Consider the following 24,290-nt stretch of genomic DNA (forward strand, 5'->3'; position numbering starts at 1 on the left):
TGGGCTCGCTCACAGAGCCGGCTGGAGGGCGCGCCGCCTGATCGCCGGGCCGAGCGCCAGCATGGCCACCGCCGACAGCAGCCCGACGCCGCCCACCGTGAACCACAGGGCCTGCGGCCCCACGTCCAGCAGCGCTCCACCGGCCAGCGGCGCCAGCACCGAGGCGACCGACCACGCGAACCCGAACAGCCCCGAATACCGCCCCCGCAGGTGCGCGGGCGCCAGCGCCGCGACGATGGTCCCCGCGATGCCCGCCGTCATGATCTCGCCGGCCGTCCAGACGGCGATGGTGACGCCCAGCCAGACGGCATCGGTGACGAAGGCGGTCAGCGCGAACCCGGCCCCCGTGATGGCCAGCCCCAGCGCGAGCGTCCTGGCGGCGTCCAGGCGGCCGATCCAGCCGGACACCAGCGGCTGCACGATGACGATCAGCACCCCGTTCAGCGCCATCGCCACGCCGAACTCCCCGGTGGACAGTCCCGCCTGCTTGACCATCGCGACCGGCAGCATGGTCACCGTCTGCATGTACACCAGCGCCTGCCCCAGCACGACGAGCGTGAAGGCGACCATCACCCGGTCGCGCAGCACGACGCCGAACCCGCCCGCCGACTCCCGCTCGGCCGTGCGGGTCTCGGGAACCGCCCGCCAGACCAGTACGGCGAAGATCACGCTGCTGACGGCGTCGATCCAGAACAGCCAGCCGAACCCGAGCTGGGCCAGCCACCCGCCCGCCGTCATCCCGACCGCGTAGCCGAGGTTGATGGCCCAGAACAGCAGCCCGTACGCCCTGGGCCGCTCCACCGGCGAGACCAGGTCCGCCACCAGCGCGTTGGACGCGGGCCGGTAGGCGTCGACCACCAGCCCCAGCACGAACATCGAGGTCGTGATCGCGGCCAGGGAGGTGCTGTATCCCAGGGCCAGCATCGCGGCCGCGGTGGCGATCATGCTGCCGGACAGCGTGGCCCGCCGCCCGATCCGGTCGGTCAGCCACCCGCCGAGCAACTGCGAGATCAGCGACCCCGCGCCGAACACGGCCATCACGAGCCCCGCGCCCGCCACCGAGACGCCTCTGGCCTGTGTCAGATAGACGCCGGTGAACGGCATCACCATGGTGCCCAGGCGGTTCACCAGCGTGCCACTCCACAGGGCCCAGAACGGCCGGGGGAGCCCGCCCACCTGGGACTTCAGAAACGATTGCTTCTCAACAACAGTGCTAGTCACGGGACTAAGACTGAGCCTTCGCCTTTGGTGGCCGCGAACGATTTAGGGCACACTAAAAGGTATGTCGGTGATGTGGGTGATGCGGCCCGAGGACGTCGCGCGGATCAGGTTCGCGTTCTCGCCGATGTGGGAGCTGGTCGCCAGCCTGCGTACGCTGCAGGACCCGGCCAGGCAGTCGATCCACCTGCCGTGGATCAAGTGCGTGCGTCCCCGCCTCGCGGCGCTGGACCTGACCGAGCTGTTCGCGCTCGTCCCGCCGAGCGGCTATCTCGCCGACTTCATCACGCCGCCGCCCGACACGCCGCTGCCGGACTTCACCGCCGAGCTGGATCGCGTACGGCTCACTCCGCCCGAACGGGCCCGCGCCGAGGCGGCCGAGGTTCGGGGAACCGACCCGGCGGTGATCGAACGGTTCATGGATGATCCGGCGGCGGGCGTGGCCCGGGTCGCCGACGCGCTGCAGGCCTACTGGGAGACGTGCTTCGCCGAGTTCTGGCCGCGCGTCTACGGGCTGCTGGAGCGCGACGTGCTGCGCAGGTCACGGCAGCTGGCCCAGGGCGGTGCCCGCGAGCTGTTCGCGGCGCTCGATCCCGCCGTGGAGTGGACGGGGGAGCGGCTGCACATCGACCGGCCGTGGTGCACGATGGACAGGGACGGCGCCGGGCTGCACGGCGACGGGCTGGTGCTGGTGCCGAGCGCGTTCTACTGGCCGTCGGTGGCCGTGATGTCGGCCCCGTACCAGTCGATGCTGGTCTATCCGGTGCTGGGCGTCGGGACGCTGTGGGAGCAGGGCCCGCCGCCCGCGCCCGAGGCGCTGGCGGCGCTCATCGGGCGCAGCCGGGCGCGGATCCTGCTCGCGCTGGCCGAGCCCAGCACGACCTCGGCGCTGGCCGGGCGCATGTCGCTCACGCCCGGCGCGGTCAGCCAGCACCTCGGCGTACTCAGCGGCGGCGGGCTGGCCGTCGGGATGCGCGTCGGCAAGCAGGTCGTGTACCGCCGCACCGCCGCGGGCGACACGCTGGCCGCGAGCACGCCCGCAATGCCGGTCACGCCGGCCCCCACGCCCGCAATGCCGGTGACGCCCGCCCCCACGCTTGCTCCCACGCCCGCCATCGCCGGTCGTCAGGTGTAGCGGGTCGACTCCAGGAGCCAGTCGAGGTGGGCGCGCGGCGCGGCCAGGTAGGCGCACGCCACCTTGCTCACGTCGCGCGCCAGCCTGGGCGTGAGCGTGTCGAGCGGCAGGCTCCGGGCCGCCTCGTGCATGTCCTGGCAGCGCTCGGCGATCCGGTCGAGCACCCAGGCCGTGGCCTCCGGCTGGTCCAGGCCGAGCTGGTGCATCACGACCACGACGAGGTTGTGCCCGTCGCCGCGTTCCTTGGGCAGTGAGGCCACGTCGTTGCACCAGGCGGTCACGTCGGTACAGGCGTCGACGAGCTGCTGCCACGGCTCGCAGGCGTGCACCCACGCGGGCACCTCCACGCGCAGGCACGGCTCCACGAGGTCGTAGAGGTACGGGCCGACGGTCCCCCTGCGCAGCGCCGGATACTGCTCCAGGGTCGGTACGCGGCCCGTGGCGCGGTTCTCGGCCTCGATGCGGCAGGCGTCGTGCTGACGCCGCAGGTTGGCCGCGAACCTGCTCCGCCACAGGTCGCTCATCCGGGCGCTGGTCACCCGCCACAGGTCGGCGAAGGCCGCCTCCAGCGGATGGGCCGCGCCGCCCGCCAGCAGGCCCTGGAAGACCTCCAGCCGGCCCGGCCCCTCGTCGAGCTCGTCGTCGAGGTTGAACAGCCAGGTCAGCCACTGCGCGAACAGCGCCGCCGCGGCCGCGTCGAACTCGGCGAACGCGCGGCCCGCCATGCGGTGGAACCCCACACCGGGACCCGCGTGGAGATGGGTCCGCCGGGCCCAGTCAAGAACGGCCGCCTCGATCGCGTACACGGCCGGATGCATGCGGCAGGGCTCCGCCATGCCGGGCACCCGCTCGGTGAGCACCAGCAGCGTGGTGGCGGCGGGCGCCCCGCGGCGCGGTCCGGGAGCCAGCGGCTTCCACTGGAGCATGGACCTCAGGGCGGTGCGCACCGAGGTGATCACGTCGGTACTCATAGGGGACCAAAGAGCCAGTTGCCCGCGGCGCTCGGGTCGTCACTGACGTAGTACTGCCAGGCGGCCGCGATCAGCTCGTCCACGGTCAGCACGCCCCTGCCCGCCCGGTCGAGCCGGTCGAACGCCTCGTCCACGTCGTCGTAGGCGGTGCCGAAGGCGCTCAGCAGCGTACGGAACTCGCGGGGCCCGATCAGGCCGTCGCCGTCGTCGTCGCAGAGGTCGGCCACGGCCGCCGTGGCCGGCCGGAACACCGGGTCGTACAGGTCGCCCTCGACGAACGCCGCCGTCATGCCTTCGCGGAACTCCTCCCGCAAGATCTGGCAGTCGGCGTCCCGGCCGAGCACTTCGGACAGAGTCGACCAGATCCCGTCGAAACCGGCGACGAGATCGCTGCCGGTGACCGAGGTTGGGGACTCTCCGAATCCCACCAGGAGCCGTGCACCCAACCCCAGCAGGTCCACACGCTCGATGACGCCCCCGTCGCCCGCGTCGATGTGGTCGAAAGCCCTATCAAGCTTGTGATTGAGCAGGTCGATAGCCACCAATGCCTCCCCCGAGACTGACTGCGTGATCACGATAGGTCCGGCCGGGCTCTTTGTCAGCGAGGCTCGCACCGGGACCCCACGTAACGTGTGCGAAACACGGACACGGCATCCTGATAGGGAACTCAGTACTGTCTTCGCTAGGGGATGCTTTGGACCGCCAGCAGGAGTTCGTGCTCCGCACGCTCGAGGAACGCGACATCCGGTTCATCCGGCTCTGGTTCACCGACGTTCTCGGCTTCCTGAAGTCGGTGGCGATAGCCCCGGCCGAGCTCGAAGGCGCCTTCGCCGAGGGCATCGGCTTCGACGGCTCGGCCATCGAGGGCTTCGCCCGGGTCTACGAGGCCGACATGCTGGCCAAGCCGGACCCGGCGACGTTCCAGATCCTGCCGTGGCGCAGCGAGACGCCGGGCGCGGGCCGCATCTTCTGCGACATCCTCATGCCGGACGGCTCGCCGTCGCACGCCGACCCGCGCTGGGTGCTCAAGCGCACGCTCGCCAAGTGCGCCGACATGGGCTTCACCTTCTACACCCACCCGGAGATCGAGTTCTTCCTGCTGAAGAACCGGCCCGAGCCGGGTCGGCGCCCCGAGCCGATCGACTCCGGCGGCTACTTCGACCACACCCCGCACAGCTCGGGCCACGACTTCAGGCGCCAGGCGATCATGATGCTGGAGTCGATGGGCATCTCGGTCGAGTTCAGCCACCACGAGGGCGCGCCCGGCCAGCAGGAGATCGACCTGCGCTACGCCGACGCGCTCACCACGGCCGACAACATCATGACCTTCCGGCTGGTGATGAAGGAGGTCGCGCTGGAGCAGGGCATCTGGGCCTCCTTCATGCCCAAGCCGTTCACCGAGCACCCGGGCTCCGGCATGCACACCCACATGTCGCTGTTCGAGGGCGACCGCAACGCCTTCTACGAGGCCGGTGCCGACTACCAGCTGTCCAAGACCGGCCGCTCGTTCATCGCCGGGCTGCTCAAGCACGCCGCCGAGATCACGGCCATCACCAACCAGTGGGTCAACTCCTACAAGCGCCTCTGGGGCGGCGCGGAGGCCATCGCGGGCCAGGGCGGCGAGGCGCCGTCCTACGTCTGCTGGGGCCACAACAACCGGTCCGCGCTGGTACGAGTGCCGATGTACAAGCCGCACAAGGGCGGCTCGACCCGCATCGAGTTCCGCTCGCTCGACTCGGCCTGCAACCCCTACCTGGCCTTCGCGCTGATCCTCTCGGCCGGTCTGAAGGGCATCGAGGAGGGCTACGAGCTCCCGGCCGCCGCCGAGGACAACGTGTGGACGCTCACCAGCGCCGAGCGGCGCGCCCTGGGCATCCAGCCGCTGCCGCAGTCGCTGGACGAGGCCATCGCGGTCATGGAGCAGAGCGAGCTGGTGGCCGAGACGCTGGGCGAGCACGTCTTCGACTTCTTCCTGCGCAACAAGCGGGCGGAGTGGCGCGAATTCCGGCGCCAGGTCACCGAGTTCGAGCTTGGCCGCTACCTGCCGGTGCTGTAAGCGCGGGGCGGCGGGTCCGTCGTGACACCCGCCGCCCGAGCTTCGCGCCCGACGGTGTCGGTGCCGCACCTCGGCTTGGTGTCAACAGGTCGTATCGACATTTTCCAGAACGAGTTAAATCGTCGGCTTCCCCAGAGTGCCGCCGATGGTGCCGGGTATCCACCTGCCGGAAACCTGGATTAGGGCGGCGAATTACGTGTCCCAGAAAGCGGGACTGACGCCGCCCTTGCCGACGACTCGACGGAGGACGACTCGTGACCATTACGCCGACTTTGCAGGCACCGCCATTTCCCGGCGTCATCAAAAAGCCTCAGCAGGGCGAAGCCGTAAAGAAATGGCAGCAGCGGATGCAGGACCGCGGCTGGCACATCAAAGTAGACGGGATCTATGGAACAGAGAGCGAGCGTCTCTGCAAGAACTTCCAGGCCGAGAAGCACCTGCAGGTCACCGGCGTCGTCGACGAGACGACGTGGGACAAGACGTGGACGGCCCCGAGCGCGGTGGCCCCGCCGTTCCCCGGTCGCGTCCTCAAGCAGCCGCCGATCATGAACGGCGAGGATGTGCGGCAGTGGCAGGACGAGATTAACAAGCGCGGCTGGCCCCTCACGGTCGACGGGAGCTACGGGCCAAAGAGCGAAGAAATCTGCCGCCAATTCCAGAAAGAGCACGCTCTCGAGGTCGACGGTCGCGTCGGGCGGAACACATGGACCAATACCTGGGTAGAGACGATCTGAACTCGCTTGCCGAAAGTCGGAGCGAAAGTCGTACTTTCGCTTAGTTCAGACCTCGTCCGGCCAGGGCGGCCCTTCACCAGCAAAATGCGGTGAGGGGCCGCGCGCGTCGATACACTCCGCATCCTCTTCAGGCGGCGCCTGCCGGCGCGGCCTCCACCGTTTTCGCGTGGTCGGTCTCCGGCCTGGCGATTCGCTCAAACCGCGTCGACGCGCCAGGCGAGCACGCGGCCGTATCGCGACTGGCCGTACACGTGCAGTTCCCCGCGGATGGTCGCCGCGGCCACGGAGCGTACCGGGCGGGCGAACGCGCCCAGGACGGCCACCCGGCGCCGCGAGGCGGCGGCGTCCCACAGTGTCACCGTGCCGTCCTCGGTCCCGGTCACCAGCAGGACCCGATCGTCGTGCTCGACCAGGCTCAGGCAGGTGACGGTCGAAGTGTGCGGGATCCACTCCCGGAGCTCTCCGGCGGCGGCGTCCCAAAGGTGTACATACCTCCCGCTGCCGACGGCAAGTACGTCGTGATCGGCGATGCGGCTCATGGCCAGGCCCGCACCGGCGTCATCCACGCCGAGCGTCCGGATGTGCCGGCCGGTCAGCGGGTTCCACAGGTCCACCTCGCCGTCGCGCCGCGTGGCCAGCACCGGCTGATCCCCGGCCCGGCCGAAGGCGCTCTCGCTCAGCGCGAACCCCCACCTGGGCAGCTTGGCCACGCACTCCTGGGTGACCGGGTCCCACACCTCGGCGCCGGCGGCGAGCAGCGCCCGGCCGTCGACCTCGCCGAAGGCGAGAGCGGTGGGTGAGGAGTGGTCCATGCCGCCGAAGGTGACCCGGCCGCCCTCGGCGTCGTCCTTCCGCGCGATCCCGCGGGTCTTGCTCAGCGGCTGCCACAGCATGGTGCCGTACGCGGCACAGCCACTGCTCGCGATGTACGGCCGACCGGCCACCTGCCCGGCCGTCAAGCCTCGGCAGCAGTGGTCGTAGGGCGAGATGTCGCAGTCGTGGCCACGGCCGCTCTGGCGGCAGCCCACTGAGCCGATCTTCTTCCCGCCCGCCGCGTCCACCAGGAGCACGGTGTCGCTGTGCGTGCCGACGGCCAGGGCGGGCGTGCCCGGTGCCGTGGTGAACAGCGCCAGCCCTGACCCGCCGTGGCCGGTCCGCCGGTGCTGGTGCGGCGTCTGCGCGTCCCACACCTGCACCGTCCCGTCGAGCCCGCCCGTGGCCAGGCAGAGACGTCCCGCCAGGCTCCCGAAGGCGGCGGTCGTGATCAGGCGGGTGTCGGCGTCCAGGTCGATGTCCGTCTTGTGGCCTGGGTGGCTGATCACCGCCTTCGCGGGCCGTTCCCACTTCTTGCCGGTGTCGGTGTGGTTCGCCACGAGCATGACGTTCCGCCCGGCGTGGGTCGTCATGGCCACCGGTCCCTGGTCGCGGTCGAACCCTCGGCCGCGGGACTTGTCGCGGAGGTCGTCCAGTTTCAGGTAGACCAGTTCGCGGCTTTGCACCGTGTAGCCGGGCGGGTGTTCGATGCGGACCACCACACCGACCTCGGGCCGGCCGTTCTCCTCGCCTATCAGTAGGGGCGGAGTGAGGCCGTCCTGCTCCATGTCCTCCCAGATGTCGTCCAGTTCGGCCGTCGCCAGTCGCTCGCCGGTGGTGACGTCCCACACGTGCAGCTCGTACGGGGACAGGGCGGCCAGCACCGTCCGCTCGCCCAGCTTCGTCACACCGAGGTCGAGTACCGCGTCCCGCTCCTCCGCGCGCAGTGCGCGTACGAGCTCGCCGGTGGCCGGATCCAGCAGGTCGACGCGCCCGTCCTCGTCGTCCTCCGGGTGGCCGCGGTTGTAGAAGCCGATGGCTACGGCGAGCAGCGTCCGCCCACCCTCGGCCTCGACGAAGGCCAGGGCTGTCGGGTAGCCGCCGGTCAGGTCGCGGGTGAATCCGCTCGCTCCGGTGAGCGGATTCCAGGTACGGATCGTGCCGCCGTCGTCGCCGCCGGCCAGCATCGGGTGGCCGTCCACCACGCCGAACACCAGGGCGCGGACGCTCGCCGTATGACCTTCTAGGTCCGGCGCGGCCTGGTCGGAATGGCCCTCCAGCTCCGATCCGGACTGGTCGAACACGGCGCGAAGCCGTACCACGTGGTCGTCGCCGCCGCTGGCCACCAACGTGCGGCCCTCGAACTCGCCCACCGCCACCGCCCAGACCGGGCCGTCGTGCCGGGCCGGGCACACGTGGAAGGCCGTGGGTTGTTCGCCGGTCTCCCACGCCAGGGTCCAAGTCCCCGGCTCTGCCGAGTCCAATGCCGCCAGGGCCTCCGGTTCCTCGGCGGCGGCGGTCGCGCGCAGGAACTCGAGCCGTTCAGAGCCGGGCAGCGTGCGGAGCCGCGGGAGCGCCCGGAGATAGGCCCGCAGCAAGGCCGGTGGCCAGGACCCGTCGAGCGCGCCGTGCGGGAGCGCCGGACCGGCCTCGATCAACGAGGTGAGATCGAGCGGCATGGGCGCTGTCCCTCCTCTTGCGCTCGATCCTCTTGCGCTCGATCAGAACCTAATGATCGTGATCGCCAAGGTATGGCGGGCTTCGCCGAATCGTGATCATCTGGGCAGCGGTCATCACCTCTCCCTGGTGGAACCGGCGCATCATTTGGGTCCCGAGCGTCGGCTCGGGTGGATGGCGCGGCGGTCACTGGAACGCGTAGCACTCCACTTCGGCTCGGCGATACGACAGGTGCTTGGCCACGGAGTCCCGCACGCACGCGCGTTCGTTCGCGCTCAGCCGCAACATGCCGCACACGGTCACGCTGGAATAGGTGCGGCAATCCAGCGAGGGATCGACCTCCCCGACGCGGTAGTTCGCCCTGACCGCCGCGCGGCACTCCGAACGTGCCTGCGATGTGTTGGCGTACCTGCATTGATGCAGCAGGACCTCGTACTGGGATTCGCTGACCTGGTGGCGGTCGCCGTCCCAGGCGGGGATCGTTCCGAACATGGGGAGCAGCCACAACCCGGCGGCGGCGATGATGAATTTCATGGCTTCCCTCCAACACGCGCGAGGCACTGCCGGGGAGATGTCGCAGTCCACATCACCTGCTGAGCTACCCAAGCCAGGATATTTCAGTCGCAGGTCGTGGCCTCGTGGCAGCCGGTCCCACGGTTCGGCCCATGTTGAGGAACGGAGTAACCGCCCATGGCGGTGCCGTTCAGGAAGTCGCGGCTCTGTTTCTCCAGATTCGCTCCTGGATCACCCAGCCCTGCCCGCCGCAGGTCGTGATGGCTAGCTTGATCGGGAGCTCACGCCTGATGCGGCGCCCCCTCGGCGAGGGGCCGCCGCGTCGTTGGATCAGAAGTACTTCGAGGTCAGGTCCGTCGTCGGCCAGGTGGTGATCTTGACGGCGTTCATCTGGTCGTCGATCACGTCGAAGTCCGGCGTCCCCGTCTCCTCGCGCCGGTTGAACACCGCCGCGTAGCTCCAGCCGTTCTGCAGCCGCGCCAGGTACGAGAACGTGCCCGGCATCGAGCCGTTGTGCCAGGTGTTGAGGTGCCCGGTCACCTGCCGGACCCACCAGCCGCCGCCGTACCAGGAGCCGGAGGAGGTGACGCCGGTCTCCGGCTTGGCGAACAGTTTGGCGATCGACGCCGTGCTCAGCACCGTGCCCGGCCGGTCGAAGGCGAGCGTCCAGCGGACGAGGTCCACGGCCGAGGCCAGCCAGCCGCCGTTGGCGTCCTGGTTGGGCATGTTGAAGCCGCCGTACGGGTACGGCACGACGGTGCCCGACTCGTCCATGACGGTCTTGTTCGTGTACTGGGACTGGTACATCACCTCGCCGGCCGCGGCCTCGGTCCTGAGGCTCTTGCCGAGGCGCATCCGGGTGATGCCGAGGGGCTTGAGCAGCTTCGTCTTGACGTACGTCTCGTACGACATGCCCGACACCTTCTCGATGATCCGGCCGAGCAGCATGTAGCCGTAGTTGCTGTAGACCATCTTCGAGCCGGGGGCGAAGTCGAGCGGCCGGCCAGTGGCGTACTTGATGATCTCGGCGTGGCCGATCGGCAGCGGCACGTCCAGCGCGGCCGAGATCGTGTGGTCCAGCCAGAGCTGGTCCTGCTTGGAGGTGTCGCGGTCCCAGCCGCCCAGGTGCTGCATCAGCCGGAGCACGGTGACCTGGTTCATCCGGGTGTCGGCGGGGGTGAGGCCGAGCAGCGTGGTCACCTTGGCCGAAAGGCTCAGCTTGCCGTCCTGCACCAGCCGCATGATGGCGGCGGAGGTGATGTTCTTGCTCAGGCTGGCGATGCGGAACAACGACGTCGGAGTGACGGCGGGGATCGCCTGGGCGCCGGTGTTGTAGCGATAGCCACGGGCCAGGACGATCTTTCCGCTCTTCATGACCGCCAGCTGGGCGCAGGAGATCTCGCGTTCCTTCACGAAGGTCTTGATCACGTTGTCGAACCCGGCCAAGGACGCGGGAGCGGTCCCCGACGTCTCCACCACCGGAACGGGTGCGGCGAGCGCCGGCCGAGCCGTCATCGCGGCGGCGGGTACGGCAATGGCCCCCGCTTTGAGAAGGCTCCTACGAGTGAGCATCCGGCGAGTGAGCATTGTCACTTCTGACTCCCAGGTAACGTCCGTGCAAAGTTGGGCCCGTATCTTACGGACATGGAGGATCCGGCGCAGCCCGGGTCTCCCGCTGGGAAGTTTCACGCCCCCGCGCGGGTTATGCGGTGGGCAAAGACCCGTTCAGGTTGTGGGAAACTGATCGTCCGTTAAAATCGGCTCGTTCCAAAACGACTTTTCGGATATTTCGCCATATGGGCGATGTTGGAGGGTGTGGCATGACGACGGCTGCCCTGCAGACCGTGCTGACCGTTCCTGAGCGTTTCAGGGGCCCGGCTGGAGTCGCCAACGGCGGCTGGATAGCCGGCACCATGGCGGAGGCCTTGGGCGGCGACAGATCGGCGGTCGAGGTCACGCTGCACGCGCCCACCCCGTTGGAGACCGATCTGTGCCTGGAGCACGTCGCCAACACGGTGTCCCTCCACGAGGGCGACAAGCTGCTGGTCGAGGCCATCCCGGTGGCCGAGGACCTGACGGCGCCCGAGTTCGTGCCGTTCAACGACGCCGCCCGCGCCGAGGCCGGTTTCCCCGGCTGGCGGGGCCACGCCTTCCCCGAGTGCTTCGCGTGCGGGCTGCGCGAGCCGGGTGACGGGCTGCGGATCTTCCCCGGCCCGGTCGAGGGGACCGACCTGGTGGCCGCTGGGTGGCGGGTGCCGTTCACGGTGGCCGACGAGGACGGCGTGCCCGCCTCCGTGGTGGGTGCGGCGCTCGACTGCGTCACCGGCTGGGCCCACTTCAAGCCCGGCGAGTCGGCGCTGCTCGGGCGGCTGGCCGTACAGATCCATGGGCGGCTGTACGCGGGCGGGGCCTACTCCGTCGTGGCCCGCGCGACCGGCCGCGAGGGGCGCAAGCTGTTCGGCGAGAGCGCGATCTACGAGGTCGACGGCACCCTGGTGGCCGCCGCCCGCGCCACCTGGATCGCTCCCCGCGAAGCCTGAGACGCAGGCTTCAGGATCCGGACGTGAGCCGGTCGGCGACGATCGACGCGCAGCGCTCGTCGAACATGATCGTGTAGTGGTTGCAGCCGGGGATCACCTCGTCGGTGAGCCCCGGCAGGCGCGCGGTCCACGTGGCGGCCAGCGCGTCGGGCAGCATGCCGGTGTCTTGATTGAGCAGCCCGCGCGGCGCCCTGAGCAGCGAGAGCGGCGCCCCGATCGCGGTCAGCGCCGCGCCGATGCGCTCGGACTCGGTGAGCATCCACCGCCCGTCCTCGCGCACCGCGTCACCGGCCACGCGCGAGCGCAGCGCGCCCTCGGTGCCGGTCAGGTCATAGCGCACGTACGCCTCGGCGTCGGCGTTCCAGCTGTCGAGGAAGGCCGGGTGCGCCATGAAGAAGCCGACGTACGCCTCCGGTGTCGGGAATGTCCGGCGCAGCCGTTCCACGGCCGGTCCCAGGGTGGCCTCCAGGACCGCGTCGGGATCGGCGCCCTCGGGCAGCGGCAGCGGCAACCCGCCGTCGACGAGCACCACGCGGGCGAAGTCGCGTTCGGCACCGGCCAGCGCGGCGACGTAGGCGCCCATGGAGTGCCCGGTCAGCACCGTCTCGGGGCCCGCGCCCACGTGGTCGGCCACGCGCAGCACGTCTTCCGCGTGCCGGGTCAGCCCGTACGGGCCGGGCAGCGCGGCGCTGTGCCCGCGACCGCGCAGGTCCATCGCGACCAGAGACCAGTCGGCGGGCAGCAGCCGCGCCACCGCGGCCCAGGCCATCAGGGAGGCGGTGATCCCGTGCACCGCGATGATCAGGCGCGGTCCCGTGCCGAACGTGGCGACCCGCATGCCGTCGACCTCGTCGAGTCTCATAGCCGGGATCTTAAGGACAAACCTTCTGGTACGGCACTCCCGACACGAAGCTTCGCCACTCGCCGGGGCTCAGCGACCGGCCGGTGCGGGCGCAGATCGCGGCCACCATCTTGCCCGGCTCGACCGGCCGCTCGCGTAGGGCCCCTGCCTCGTCCAGGGTGAGCACTCCCGAGCCGTCGGTGGTGAACGCCGGGCCGTAAAGCTTGCCGCCGCTGCCGTCGCCGTCGTCGAGCGTGCCCAGGTCCGCGCCGGCGGCCAGGTCGACGAGCCGTAAACGGTGGTCGCGCGTGACCAGCGCGACCACGTCCTCGCTGGGTGACCTGACCGCGACGTCCCCGCCCTCGAGCCGGCCCAGGGCGGCCTGGCGGGCCCGCTTCCCGGTGGCGGTGTCGTAGACGCTCACGCGACCGCGGGAGTCCACGACCGCCAGTGACCTGCCGTCGTGGGTGAAGACCACGTCGGTGACGGTCGTGCCCCGGCCGGTGCCCCCGAACGGCTTGCCCAGCCGCCTGCCCGACGCCGCGTCGAACAGGTACTGCTCGCCGGACCCCACCGCCAGTACCTTGCCGTCGGGGGAGAAGTCGGCGTCATGTACCTCGCCCACCTTGGCCGACCACAGCTGGCGCTTCGACTTCCAGTCCCAGACGCTCACCGCGTAGCGGCGGGACACGTCCTCGTCGCTGTACTCCAGCCCAGTGGCCAGCTTCGTGCCGTCGGGGCTGAAGGCCAGGAAGGAGGTCGTGTATTCCGCCAGGTCGCCGCGGGGCGCCGCCTGCGCGAGCGTGCGCCGCGTGCCGGTGTCGAGGACCGTGAACCCGCTGATGCTGCCCACCGCGGCCAGCCGCCCGTCGGGGCTGATCGCCGCGGCGTCCACCGGGTCGGAACCGGGCTTCTTCAGCACCGGGGCGCCGAGTGGCCGGCGCGGGTCGGCGAGGAAGACCTTGTAGCCGTCATCGGAGGTCAGGGTCTGCCGCGCACCAGGACCGAACTTAGCCCACCACCACGAGGGCGCCTTCTTCGGCCTGCGCACCGGGAAGTCGCTCAGGTCCACGGTGAGGACGCGGTCCTCGCTGAGATAGCGCAGGGTGTGGCCGTCGAAGCCGACCTGAGGCAGCGGCACGGAATCGTCCTCAGTGCCGCCGGGCAGGGTCAGCGTGGTGAGCAGTCTGTCGTATGCCCGCCAGACCTGGATGTTCTGCCCGGTCGCCGAGGCGAGCAACCGCCCGTCGGCGCTGAAGGTCACCGCGCCGCCGTTCCAGATGTCCACCTCGTTCCCGAGATTCTCCGTCTGTCCGCCCGGGCGGTACGTGATCCGCAGCTTTCCGCCCACGAGCCGCACCGCCGACTTGCCGTCGGGTGAGACGACCGGGCGAGTGGCGAGCGGGCTCTTCGTCCGGGTGCCGGTCCGCAGGTCCCAGGTGTATTCGTCCTGGTCGAGGATGATCAGCGCGTACCGGTCGGTCGTCCCGTACTGGACGCCGACCGAGGTGCCCGTGTCGTCGCCCACGTCATGGCTGAATGTCCACGTCCCGGCGGCCTTGCCGGTGCGCAGGTCCCACACATGGGCCCGCTTGTTGGTGGCGACCAGCAGATTCCGGCCGGTGGGGGAGAGGGCGGCGGTCAGCGGCCGCTCGCCCGCCAGGCCCAGCCGGCCGATGCCGCCGCTCCGCTTGCCGGTGCGTACGTCCCAGAGCCTGACCGCGTCGTCGCTCACGCTGGCCAGCGTCCTGCCGTCGCGGCTCAGCAGCCGCAGCGCGTCTCCCGAGGCGGCGGGGTCCCTGAACGCGGCGACCTCGCGCTGCGCCAGCGAAGCGGTCAGCGCGGCCCTGGTCTGCGGGGTCCGGTCCAGCCGCCAGGCGGCCACGCTCAGCAGCATCGCCGCTCTCGGGTCGCTCTTGCGCAGCGTGCCCGCGAACTGCGCCAGTCGCGCCGCCTCCGCCTGGTCGCGCTGCGCGGCGATCCGATCGGCCCGCTCGTCGGCGAGCGCGCTCTGCTGGACGGCCAGGCCGGTCGCGAGCAGCGAGATCACCAGCAGGGCCGCCAGGCTGATGGAGATGAGCCTGGTCCGCCTGCTCCTGCGCCTGGTCAGACCGGCGCCCGCGTCGAGGAAGTCGCGTTCGGCGGTGGACAGGGTGATGTTCCTGCGGGCCGTGGCCGCCCACCGCAGCGCGTTCTCCAGGCTGCTGCCCTGCAACAGGTCGCCGTCTTTGCGCCCGGCCCGAGCCCACCGCCGCGCGGCGGTCAGGATCTCCTTGTGTACGGCCAGGCCGTCCCGGTTGGCCTCGACCCAGCGGCGATAGCGCGGCCAGGCGAGGGGCATGGCGGGGCGGGCCAGCCAGACCTCCTCGCCTTCCCTGGACAGCAGGTAGCCGAACACCTCCAGGATCCGGGTGATCGACGAGACCTCGGGCAGCGGCCGGCCCTCGACGAGTTCGGCCAGCTCCGCCCGCCGTACCGCGAGGCCGCCCTGCTCGCTCACCGTGATCAGCCGCAGGAAGACCTCAGGCGCGAGTTCGCGCTCCTCGGCGGACAGCAGCGCGTACGCCTCCTCGGCCAGCGTGCCCAGCGCGGGATCGTGGGCGGGGGCGCCCACCCGCGCGGCCTCCCTGCCGCCGGCGGCGAGCAGCAGGCCGGTGTCGAGGCCGCCCTCGGCGCTCACCAGGGCCAGCAGCAGCTCCCGAGCGGACGGGCGCTCCAGCGGCTCCTTGCTGAGCGCCGCGGCCACCAGCGGGCGCAGCGTGGTGGGCAGCACGCTCAGGTCGGGCCGGGCCGACAGCACCCGGTGCATGACCGCGCCCAGGTTCTCGGCTTCGAACGGGTCGGTGCCGCTCGCCGCGTAGACCATGATCGCGCCCCAGGCGAACACGTCGGCGGGCGTCCCGGCCCGCTGCCCGCCGAACACCTCGGGCGCCATGTACGTGGGCGTGCCCGTCACCAGGCCCGTCGCGGTGAGCGACATCTCCGCGGTCCGCGCCACGCCGAAGTCGATCACCCGCGGCCCGTCGGGGCCGAGCAGCACGTTGTCGGGCTTCAGATCGCGGTGGATCACCCCGGCGTCGTGGATGGCGGTCAGCGCGGTCGCCACGGCCGTGGCCAGCCGGTGCAGCTCGCCGCCGCCGAAGCGGCGTCCCTCCGAGACGGCCTTGCGCAAGCTGGGGCCCTGGACGTACTCGCTGACGATGTACGGCCTGGGCCCCTCCAGGTCGGCTTCCAGGACGCTCGCGGTGCAGAACGCGGCCACCCGCCGCGCCGCGGTCGCCTCCCTGGCCAGTTGCGCCGACTGGTCGCCGTGCAGCACCTTGATCGCCACCCGGCGGCCGTCCTCGGCGTAGCCCTCGTAGACCACGCCCTGTCCGCCCGTGCCGAGCCGCCCGGCCAGCCAGTAGTTGCCCAGCCGCTGGGGATCCCCGTCGATCAACTTGTCCACGGGCAGTTGGATGCGTGCGGCTTGGTGAAAGTTTGGGCGGATAAATTACTCTTTATGAGGATTACGGTCATTGAGCACGAGGCAGACGCGACCCTCGGCTACCTGGGCGACTGGCTGGGGCCGGTCTGCGACGTCGTACGGCCGTACTTGGGCGAGGAGGTTCCCGAGCGCGCCGCCGACGGGCTGATCGTGCTCGGCGGGGAGGCGGCGGCGTGGGAGGACGATCGCTGCCCGTGGCTGCCCGCCACCCGCGACCTGCTGGCCCGCTCCGTCGAGGACGGTACGCCCACGCTGGCCATCTGCCTCGGCGCGCAGCTGATGACCCTGGCCTGCGGCGGCACCGTCGAGCGGGGCGGCGAAGGGCTGGAGGTGGGCGTCTGCGAAGTGGTCGCGCTGCCCGCCGCGGCCGCCGATCCGCTGCTGTCCGGTGTCGGTACGGCGGTGGCCGTCCAGTTCCACCAGGACGTGATCGTCAGGTTGCCCGACGGGGCGGTGCCGCTGATGACGGGAACGCCGTACCCGAACCAGGCGTACCGGCTGGGCGCGGCGGCCTGGGCGGTGCAGTTCCACCCCGAGGCCACGCCGGAGATCTTCACCTCGTGGTCCACGGCCTCGGGCCTCGGCTCGGCCCGCGAGCTGAACGCGGCGGTCGGCGCGGCCGAGGAGACGCTCATGGCCACCTGGCGGCCGGTGGCCGAGGCGTTCGGGCGCCTGGTCGCCGACAGGGCGCGGGCGGACCTTGAGCCCATTCAGGGCATGTCCTGAGTCGTTCCCCGACGCGCGCCCTGGCTGTTCCTGGTCTGCGTCGGCTGACGTCCGCGCGTACCGGCCGCCGGGCCGGATGGATTACCGGCGGCCGGTACGGGGTCGGGTGAGCGCGTGGGCGAGTGCGTGGACGCCGCCCAGGACGAGCGGCAGCGCGGCCAGCCCGGTCAGGGCCGACCCGGCGCCCCCAGTCGGCACTCCCGACGCCTTGAGCCGCCGCCATGCCCACACCGTGAACGGGATCACCACCACCGGCGCCGTCACCACGCCGGGCGTGTAGCCGCGCGCGAGCGCCGACTGCACCAGATGGCCCACCCCGTGCAGCCCGAACCCGGCCAGCACCGCCTGGAACACCGGGCTGCGTCCTCCGGTGCGCGCCCCCATGGCCGACGCCCCGGCCACGACGCCGCCCATCAGCCCGATCGCCACGTTCACCTGCCGCTGCGACATCTCCAGCCGCTGCCACGGGACCCGTGGGTAGCGCCGCTCCAGCTCGGGCCGGTGCTCGCGGGTCCAGCGGGCCATCGTGGCCAGCTCCTCCGCGTCGTGCGCCACCCAGGCCGCGAGCAGCCCCCACGTCACCGTCGCCGGCACGCCGTCCATCTCAACTCCCTAAAACGCAACGCAACGTTGCGTTTAACTTTAGGCTTCGGGGGCGGTGGGCTGTCAAGATGGAGGGGTGCCGAGGATCGAGTCCACCGCCGCCCGCCTGGCCAAGCTCGGCTTCGCCGACGGCGCGCGGGCCGCGACCCTGGTACGACAGTCGGGGGCCGAGCTGGACGATCTGCTCAAAGGACTGGTGGCCGTGTCCGATCCCGACCTGGCGCTCGCCTCACTGACCCGCCTGGCCGAGCGCGAGCCCCGCGTGCTCGACACACTGCGCGCGGACGAAGACCTCCAGGGCCGGGTGCTCGCGGTGCTCGGGGTGAGCGCCGCCTTGGGGGAGCACCTCGTACGCCATCCCGAGCAGGTGGGGCTGCTGGCCCTGCCCGAGCTGGGAGACGCGCGGGCCGAGCTGCTGCGCGCCGTCGGCGCCGAGCCGGAGGAGGACGAGCCCACCGCGTCGGATCCCGGCGCGCTGGTGGCGCTGCGGGTCGCCTACCGCGGGCGGCTGCTGCATCTGGCCGCGCGCGACCTCACCGGGCAGATCGGGTTGCCCGACGTCACCGCCGAGCTGTCCGACCTCGCGGGCGCGGCGCTGGAGGCCGCGCTGGCCATCGCGCGGGCCGAGGTCGACGCGAGCGACGTACGGCTGGCGGTGGTCGGCATGGGCAAGCAGGGCGCCAGGGAGCTCAACTACATCAGCGACGTTGACGTGATCTTCGTGGCCGAGCCGCGCGAGGGCGCCGACGAGACGGCGGCCCTGCGCGGCGCCACCCGCCTGGCCCAGGCCATGATGCGGGCCTGCACCGCGACCACCCCCGAGGGCGCGCTGTGGGAGGTCGACGCCGGGCTGCGGCCCGAGGGCCGCGCGGGGCCGCTGGTGCGCACGCTGGCCAGCCATCTGGCCTACTACCGGCGCTGGGCCAAGACCTGGGAGTTCCAGGCGCTGCTCAAGGCGCGGCCGGTGGCCGGCGACCTGGCGCTGGGCTCGGCCTATGTCGAGGCGGTCAACGAGTTCGTCTGGTCGGCCGCGACCCGGGAGCACTTCGTCGAGGACGTGCAGGCCATGCGCCGCCGCGTCGAGTCCCACGTACGGGCCGAGGGCGAGCGGCAGATCAAGCTGGGTCCCGGCGGGCTGCGTGACATCGAGTTCGCGGTGCAGCTGCTGCAGCTGGTGCACGGGCGGCAGGATCCGCTGCTGCGGCGCAAGGCCACCCTGCCGGCCCTGGCCGCGCTCTCCCGTGGCGGCTACGTGGGCCGTGACGACTCACGCGGGCTGGCCGAGGCGTACACCTTCCTGCGCCAGGTCGAGCACCTGCTGCAACTGCACCGGCTGCGTCGTACGCATGTCCTGCCGTCGGACCCCGACGACCTGCGGCGGCTGGGCCGCGCGCTCGGCATGCACGCCGACCCGGTGGGGGAGTTCACCGCCAGGTGGCGCCGCCACGCGAGGGAGGCGCGGCGGCTGCACGAGAAGTTGTTCTACCGGCCGCTGCTGCAGGCCGTGGCCCGGTTGCCCGAGTCGGAGGCCCGGCTGTCCACCATCGCGGCGGCCGCCCGGCTGGCGGCGCTCGGCTACGTCGACCCCAACGGCGCCCTGCGCCACATCGCCGCCCTGACCACGGGCGTCTCGCGGCGGGCGGCGATCCAGCGGACGCTGCTGCCGGTCATGCTCGGCTGGTTCGCCGACACGCCGGACCCGGACGCGGGGCTGCTCGGCTTCCGCCAGGTGAGCGACAAGCTCGGCACCACGCCGTGGTACCTGCGGCTGCTGCGCGACGAGACGGCCGTGGCGGCGCGGATGGCGCGGGTGCTCGGCAGCAGCCGCTACGCGACCGGGCTGCTCCTGAACGCGCCCGACGCCGTCGGGCTGCTGGGCTCCGACGAGGACCTGGCCGCGCGCTCGCCGGACGCGCTACTGAAAGAGGCGTCGGCCGCCGTGTCGAGGCACGGGTCCGACATGGAGTCGGCGGTGGCGGCGGTACGTGCGCTGCGGCGCAGGGAGCTGTTCCGTACGGCCGTAGCCGACATTTCCGGACTTATGAGTATTGAGCAGGTCGGGGTGGCGCTGTCGTCGCTGAACGACGTGACCATCCAGGCCGCGCTGGACGTGGCGATCGGCAAGGTCGAGCTGGAGCGGCGGGGGCCGCTGCCGACCAGGTTCGCGGTGATCGCCATGGGACGGCTCGGCGGCATGGAGTCCTCCTACGCCAGCGACGCTGACGTGATGTTCGTACACTCGCCCGTGCCCGGCGCCTCCGAACGCGACGCCACCGACGCCGCGTACGCGGTCGCCAACGAGCTGCGCCGCCTGCTCGCCCTCCCTGCCCCCGACCCGCCGCTGCTCATCGACCCCGACCTGCGCCCCGAGGGCAGGCAGGGCCCGCTCGTCCGTACGCTGGCCTCCTACCAGGCCTATTACGCGCGCTGGTCGTCCCCTTGGGAGGCGCAGGCACTGCTGCGGGCCCGCTTCTCGGCCGGTGACGCCGCGCTGGGCGCCGACTTCGTCGCCGTGATCGACGACCTGCGTTACCCGCCCGAAGGCCTGTCCGACGACGTCGTACGCGAGATCAGGCGGCTCAAGGCCCGCATGGAGGCGGAGCGGCTGCCACGCGGCGCCGATCCCGCCCTGCACACCAAGCTGGGCCCCGGCGGCCTGTCGGACGTCGAGTGGGTGGCGCAACTGCTGCAGCTCCGTTTCGCGGCCGGACACCCGGCGCTGCGGACCACCCGTACCTTGGAGGCGCTGCGCGCGGCCGAGGGGGAGGGCCTGCTCGCGGCCCCCGACGCGGCCGTACTGGCGGCGGCCTGGCGCTTCGCCTCGCGCGTCAGGGACGCGATCATGCTGGTCAAGGGCCGTCCCGGCGACAGCGTCCCGGCCGACGTCAGGGAGCGCAGGCTCATCGCCCGCATCCTCGGTTATCCGCCCGATGGCTCGGAGGACTTCCTCGACGACTACCGCCGGGTGACCCGGCGGGCCCGCCAGGTGGTCGACCGGGTCTTCTACGGTTCGTGACCTGTAACAGGTTGGTTGCGGGCCGTGCGGGCGCGCCCTGGCGGGTGTATCAAGGCGCGGGGTGATCCATTTTGCTATCCATTTACGTCGACCTCGCGTTAGGTCTGGTGCTGGCGTTCCTCCTGCTGTCGCTGCTGGTGAGCGGGCTGAACGAGGCTTTCGTACGGCTGCTGGGCATTCGTAGCAAGTTCCTGTGGGCCTATCTCCGCGACACCATGGACGGCAGCGACGCGCAGGGGAAGTCGTGGTTGCCGGCCAAGGTGGCCGACGTGTTCGCGCGGCTGCCGTTCATCCGTGATCCACGGCCCGCCCACAGCGACCAGCCGGCCCCGGTCGAGGCGGCCCAGGCGCCCGAGCAGGAGACCAAGGCCGACGACGCCGTGACGAAGCTGCTCTACCAGCGGGTCCAGGAGATCGACCATCCGAAGAGGGGCCGCACCAGCATCGCCAACATTCCGCCGGAACGCTTCGCGGTGGCCCTGATGGAGATGGCCGCCGGCGAGAAGGACGGCGTCGAGGGGCTGCTGGCCAAGCTCAAGTCGATGGGCAGCCCGCTCTACGGCCATCTCAAGGGCGTGTGGGAGACCGCGCAGCGCGACATGGACCGCTTCCGGCAGGGCGTGGAGACGTGGTTCGACGGCGAGATGCAGCGGCTGTCGATGCTCTACAAGCGCTACGTCAAGTGGGTGGTCGCCCTGCTCGGCGTGGTGGTGGTGCTGCTGTTCACGATGGACGGGTTCGAGTACGGCAAGACGCTGCTGCGCGACAACGCCTTCCGCGCCTCGGTGACGGCCGTGGCCGAGGCGGGGCCCGACGCCTACAGCGAGCTCAAGGAGCGGTGCGCGCAGTCCAATCCGATGCCGTGCATCACTGAGACGCTGAGCCAGCCCGCGCTGGTCATGGTGTTCGACCACGCGATCGTCAACATCGCGATCCCGGCCGAGGGCGACCCGAGCATCCACTGGAACGGCGCCGCCTGGTGGGACCGCCTCACCACGCTCAGCCACTGGCCCGGCTATGTGCTGACGTTCGTGGCGCTGCTGTTCGGCGCGTCGTTCTGGTGGGACCTGCTCCGCCGCCTCACCGGTCTCCGTGGCCGTCGTTAGATCTGGGCTAGTGTTGCGCTGATGGAGACAGAACGGCTCATCATGCGCAGATGGCGCGACGACGACAGGGAACCGTTCGCGGCGATGAACGCCGACGCCGAGGTCATGGAGCACTTCCCGGCCCTGCTGACCAGGTCGGAGAGCGACGGCTTCGTCGACAGGATCGAGGCGGGCTTCGAGGCCCACGGGTACGGGCTCTGGGCGCTGGAGGTGCGCACGAGCGGCGAGTTCATCGGGTTCACCGGGCTGGTCCTGCAGACGTTCGAGGCGCCGTTCACCCCGGCGGTCGAGGTGGGCTGGCGGCTGGCCAAGGCGGCGTGGGGGCACGGGTACGCGATCGAGGCGGCCCGGGAGGCCGTACGGTATGGGTTCGACGTGGCGGGGCTGGACGAGATCGTCTCCATAACGACCGTGGGGAACACCCGCTCGCGCAAGGTCATGGAACGCCTGGGCATGACCCGTGACATAGCTGACGACTTCTATCACCCGCGGGTCGCGGCGGACAGCCCGCAACGGCCGCACGTCCTGTACCGGCTCAGGCGCGGTCAGGCGCTCATGGCGTAGTACGTACCGGCTTATGGGTGGTCTGGTCAGGTCAGGCGCTCATCGCGTAGAGCACGTCGCGCAGGGCGGCCTCGCGGCTGCGCAGCCAGACCAGCCGCAGAACCAGCGTCGGCGCGTCGGAGGCGGGGTCCGTCTCTGTCGCGAAGTCGAGCGGGACCAGTGTGCCGGCGGTCAAGTGCGCCTCCAGCGTGAAGTCGGGCAGCAGCGCCCTGCCGAACCCCTGCATGGCCCACTCACGTGCCATGGCGATGCTGGTCAGCTCCCTGCGCGGTACCTGCGTGCCGAAGAGCTGATCGGCCGCCAGCCGGATCGAACACCCCGGCGCGCTCACCAGCAGCGTCTCCCGATCACCGTCTGGAGCCGCGACCAGCAGCAGCTTGACTTCGTCCACGTCCAGAAAGTCCAGGTCGGGTGGCGGGGCGAACCCCAGCCCGCCGATCCGCGGACCGGAATCGAGCAGGAGCGCCGCGTCCAGGTCGCCACATGCCACCTCGGACAGCAACGCCTGCCTGGTGTATGAGCGCACCTCCACGTCCAGGTCGGGGTGGCGCTGCGACAGGCGGCGGACGATGACCGGCAGTTTGGCCGCGGCCAACATCTCCAGCGCCCCGATCCGGACCTGGCGGCGTCCGCCCGTCACCGCCCGCCGTACCTCGTCCGCATGGTCGAGCAGGCCCTGCGCACGTGTGAGCAGGGTGGCGCCCGGGCCGGTCAGGCGCATGCCCTGGGGAGTGCGCTCGAAGAGCGCGACGCCGAGGCTGTCCTCCAGTCTGCGCACCTGTTCGGACACCGAGGCGGGAGCGAGACCGAGGTTGTTCGCGGCGCCGGTGACGGTGCCCGCCCCCGCTACCGCCACGAACCCCCGCAACTGACGCAGATCCATTCGGCCAAGCATACGGTTTTCCCGAACGCCCCCTGCGGCCGCGCCTGTTGAGGGGAAATATGCCGCTTTAGCAGGCTTCGGGGCATGAAGATGTTCGGTTTCTCCCTGGCCTACTTCTTGGTGATCCTCGACACGACCGTGCTCACGATCGCCCTGCCCGACCTCCGTACCTCCCTCGGCGGCTCACTGGCCGGACAGCAATGGGTGGTGAACGCCTACACCGTCGCCTTCGCCGCGTCACTGCTCACCGGGGGAGCGGTCGCCGATCGGTACGGCGCCGCCCGGATCTTCAAGATCGGCGTAGCGGCCTTCGGCGTGATCTCACTGCTGAGCGCCGCGGCGCCCCATCTCGGCGCGCTGGTCGCGGCCCGCGCCCTGCTCGGCGTGGCGGGAGCGCTCTGCACGGGCGGCTCACTCGCCCTCCTGCCCGAACTCTTCCCCGACCCCGCCGCCCGCGCCCGCGCCACCGGCCTGTGGGCCGCCATCACCGGCACCGCCCTGGCCGCGGGCCCGCTTTTGGGCGGCCTCCTGGTCGACCAGTACGGCTGGCGGGCCGTCTTCCTGCTCAACCCACCCATCGCACTGATCAGCCTGCTGGCCATGCGAAGGGTGCGCTCACCCCGGGGGCACCGGCTCATCGACTGGTGGGTGCAGGCGCTGGCCTGCGTACTGCTCGGCCTGCTCGCCGAAGCCCTGATCGACTCGTCATTGATCGCCGGGGTGTCGGCGCTGGTCGCCCTGGTCACGCTGGTCTTCGTGGAGCGCCACAGCCACGCCCCCGCTCTGCCTGGCGGCCTGCTCGCCATGACCTGGCCGGAACTGCTCGCGGGCGCCGTGGCGAACTTCGCCTTCTCCGGCGCCCTCTTCGTCCTGACCCTCTCCCTGCAGGGCACCCACCACATGACCCCGCTGGCCACCGGGCTGGCCTTCCTGCCCCTCACCCTCCCGATGACGGTGAACCCGCTGCTCACCGGCCGTCTGGTGGCCCGCTACGGCCCCCGCCTGCCGATCCTCGGCGGCCTCGCCCTGCTCGCGACCGGCTTGGCGAGCGTCTCGCTCACCGACTTCCTGGCGCCAGGACTGGTCGTGATGGGTTTCGGGCTGTCGTTCGTACTGCCCGCGCTGATGGCCGGCATCCTCACCAGCGCGCCGATCGGTACGGCGGGCACGGCGGGCGGCGTGCTCAACTCCTTCCGTCAGGTCGGCGCCACCCTCGGCGTGGCCGTACTCGGCGGCCTGTCCCACCCTCTGCCGGCGGCCGCCATCCTGACCGCACTGACCTGCGCCTGCTATGGCGCCGTGGTCCGCGCTCGGCGCACGGTGTCCGCTGTCGACTCACCGGGGGCAGCTGGGCTTTCCGCCAGTAAATAATCGCGGGCCCCTCTAGCAAACCACGTCTCGATTAGG

The 24,290-nt window shown here is 71.1% G+C and carries 19 protein-coding genes; 9 read left to right on the plus strand and 10 right to left on the minus strand.

Going from position 1 to position 24,290, the window contains the following annotated elements; all coding sequences use genetic code 11:
- Positions 1-9: 9 nt before the first annotated feature.
- Positions 10-1,221 carry an MDR family MFS transporter gene (locus ACGFJ2_RS24110; protein ID WP_393471723.1) on the minus strand — a complete coding sequence of 404 codons (1,212 nt, stop codon included), beginning with the start codon at positions 1,219-1,221 and terminating at the stop codon, positions 10-12.
- A gap of 61 nt (positions 1,222-1,282) precedes the next feature.
- Here ACGFJ2_RS24110 and ACGFJ2_RS24115 point away from each other — a divergent pair, with 61 nt between their 5' ends.
- Positions 1,283-2,353, plus strand: coding sequence for a DUF5937 family protein (locus ACGFJ2_RS24115; protein WP_393471726.1), 1,071 nt, complete (start codon positions 1,283-1,285; stop codon positions 2,351-2,353).
- Here the strand turns inward: ACGFJ2_RS24115 and ACGFJ2_RS24120 are convergent.
- Complete coding sequence (locus tag ACGFJ2_RS24120) at positions 2,344-3,324, minus strand: terpene synthase family protein (protein ID WP_357944760.1); 981 nt, start codon at positions 3,322-3,324, stop codon at positions 2,344-2,346. The genes ACGFJ2_RS24115 and ACGFJ2_RS24120 overlap by 10 nt on opposite strands.
- A complete protein-coding gene (locus tag ACGFJ2_RS24125) occupies positions 3,321-3,866 on the minus strand; it encodes a hypothetical protein (RefSeq protein WP_358188499.1) in 546 nt (181 codons plus the stop codon). The genes ACGFJ2_RS24120 and ACGFJ2_RS24125 overlap by 4 nt, the downstream gene beginning before the upstream one ends.
- 152 nt (positions 3,867-4,018) lie before the next feature.
- On the opposite strand from ACGFJ2_RS24125, the gene glnA reads away from it, so the two are divergent.
- The gene (gene glnA / locus ACGFJ2_RS24130) at positions 4,019-5,380 is read left to right on the plus strand and encodes a type I glutamate--ammonia ligase (RefSeq protein WP_393471731.1); all 1,362 of its coding nucleotides are present in this window, start codon (positions 4,019-4,021) and stop codon (positions 5,378-5,380) included.
- A gap of 254 nt (positions 5,381-5,634) precedes the next feature.
- The gene (locus ACGFJ2_RS24135) at positions 5,635-6,114 is read left to right on the plus strand and encodes a peptidoglycan-binding protein (RefSeq protein ID WP_393471734.1); all 480 of its coding nucleotides are present in this window, start codon (positions 5,635-5,637) and stop codon (positions 6,112-6,114) included.
- Positions 6,115-6,308: 194 nt separating this feature from the next.
- On the opposite strand, the gene ACGFJ2_RS24140 is transcribed toward ACGFJ2_RS24135, so the two are convergent.
- The 3 genes from ACGFJ2_RS24140 to ACGFJ2_RS24150 all read right to left on the minus strand — a co-directional run bounded on the left by ACGFJ2_RS24140 (position 6,309) and on the right by ACGFJ2_RS24150 (position 10,704).
- Entirely contained in the window at positions 6,309-8,606 is a 2,298-nt protein-coding gene (locus tag ACGFJ2_RS24140; protein WP_393471737.1) for a WD40 repeat domain-containing protein, read from the minus strand.
- Between the two features lie 184 nt (positions 8,607-8,790).
- Positions 8,791-9,138 carry a hypothetical protein gene (locus ACGFJ2_RS24145; protein ID WP_358188481.1) on the minus strand — a complete coding sequence of 116 codons (348 nt, stop codon included), beginning with the start codon at positions 9,136-9,138 and terminating at the stop codon, positions 8,791-8,793.
- Between the two features lie 309 nt (positions 9,139-9,447).
- Positions 9,448-10,704 carry a serine hydrolase domain-containing protein gene (locus tag ACGFJ2_RS24150; RefSeq protein ID WP_357946329.1) on the minus strand — a complete coding sequence of 419 codons (1,257 nt, stop codon included), beginning with the start codon at positions 10,702-10,704 and terminating at the stop codon, positions 9,448-9,450.
- A 233-nt stretch (positions 10,705-10,937) separates the two neighbouring features.
- Here ACGFJ2_RS24150 and ACGFJ2_RS24155 point away from each other — a divergent pair, with 233 nt between their 5' ends.
- Positions 10,938-11,657, plus strand: a complete 720-nt coding sequence (locus ACGFJ2_RS24155) for a hypothetical protein (RefSeq protein WP_357944775.1) — start codon at positions 10,938-10,940, stop codon at positions 11,655-11,657.
- Between the two features lie 10 nt (positions 11,658-11,667).
- Here the strand turns inward: ACGFJ2_RS24155 and ACGFJ2_RS24160 are convergent, their stop codons facing one another.
- Both ACGFJ2_RS24160 and ACGFJ2_RS24165 read right to left on the minus strand, forming a co-directional pair.
- Complete coding sequence (locus tag ACGFJ2_RS24160) at positions 11,668-12,519, minus strand: alpha/beta hydrolase (RefSeq protein ID WP_393471741.1); 852 nt, start codon at positions 12,517-12,519, stop codon at positions 11,668-11,670.
- A gap of 10 nt (positions 12,520-12,529) precedes the next feature.
- The gene (locus ACGFJ2_RS24165) at positions 12,530-15,946 is read right to left on the minus strand and encodes a protein kinase (RefSeq protein ID WP_393471744.1); all 3,417 of its coding nucleotides are present in this window, start codon (positions 15,944-15,946) and stop codon (positions 12,530-12,532) included.
- A gap of 54 nt (positions 15,947-16,000) precedes the next feature.
- Here ACGFJ2_RS24165 and ACGFJ2_RS24170 point away from each other — a divergent pair, with 54 nt between their 5' ends.
- Positions 16,001-16,711, plus strand: coding sequence for a type 1 glutamine amidotransferase (locus ACGFJ2_RS24170; protein WP_393471747.1), 711 nt, complete (start codon positions 16,001-16,003; stop codon positions 16,709-16,711).
- 81 nt (positions 16,712-16,792) lie between these two features.
- On the opposite strand, the gene ACGFJ2_RS24175 is transcribed toward ACGFJ2_RS24170, so the two are convergent.
- Positions 16,793-17,314 (minus strand): HXXEE domain-containing protein, encoded by a 522-nt coding sequence (locus tag ACGFJ2_RS24175; RefSeq protein ID WP_357944784.1) that lies wholly within the window; start codon positions 17,312-17,314, stop codon positions 16,793-16,795.
- A 76-nt stretch (positions 17,315-17,390) separates the two neighbouring features.
- Here ACGFJ2_RS24175 and ACGFJ2_RS24180 point away from each other — a divergent pair, with 76 nt between their 5' ends.
- From ACGFJ2_RS24180 to ACGFJ2_RS24190, 3 genes are all read left to right on the plus strand, one after another.
- Positions 17,391-20,330, plus strand: a complete 2,940-nt coding sequence (locus ACGFJ2_RS24180) for a bifunctional [glutamine synthetase] adenylyltransferase/[glutamine synthetase]-adenylyl-L-tyrosine phosphorylase (RefSeq protein WP_393471751.1) — start codon at positions 17,391-17,393, stop codon at positions 20,328-20,330.
- A gap of 71 nt (positions 20,331-20,401) precedes the next feature.
- A complete protein-coding gene (locus ACGFJ2_RS24185; RefSeq protein WP_357944793.1) occupies positions 20,402-21,436 on the plus strand; it encodes a hypothetical protein in 1,035 nt (344 codons plus the stop codon).
- Positions 21,437-21,457: 21 nt separating this feature from the next.
- The gene (locus ACGFJ2_RS24190) at positions 21,458-22,000 is read left to right on the plus strand and encodes a GNAT family N-acetyltransferase (protein ID WP_358188450.1); all 543 of its coding nucleotides are present in this window, start codon (positions 21,458-21,460) and stop codon (positions 21,998-22,000) included.
- A gap of 31 nt (positions 22,001-22,031) precedes the next feature.
- Here ACGFJ2_RS24190 and ACGFJ2_RS24195 read toward each other — a convergent pair whose 3' ends face one another.
- Entirely contained in the window at positions 22,032-22,883 is an 852-nt protein-coding gene (locus tag ACGFJ2_RS24195) for a LysR family transcriptional regulator (protein WP_393471756.1), read from the minus strand.
- An 84-nt stretch (positions 22,884-22,967) separates the two neighbouring features.
- On the opposite strand from ACGFJ2_RS24195, the gene ACGFJ2_RS24200 reads away from it, so the two are divergent.
- A complete protein-coding gene (locus tag ACGFJ2_RS24200) occupies positions 22,968-24,254 on the plus strand; it encodes an MFS transporter (protein WP_393471759.1) in 1,287 nt (428 codons plus the stop codon).
- The last annotated feature ends 36 nt before the right edge of the window (positions 24,255-24,290 follow it).

Origin of the sequence: Nonomuraea sp. NPDC049028 (genome assembly GCF_043197735.1) — a bacterium.
In the GTDB taxonomy this organism is placed as follows: Bacteria; Actinomycetota; Actinomycetes; order Streptosporangiales; family Streptosporangiaceae; genus Nonomuraea.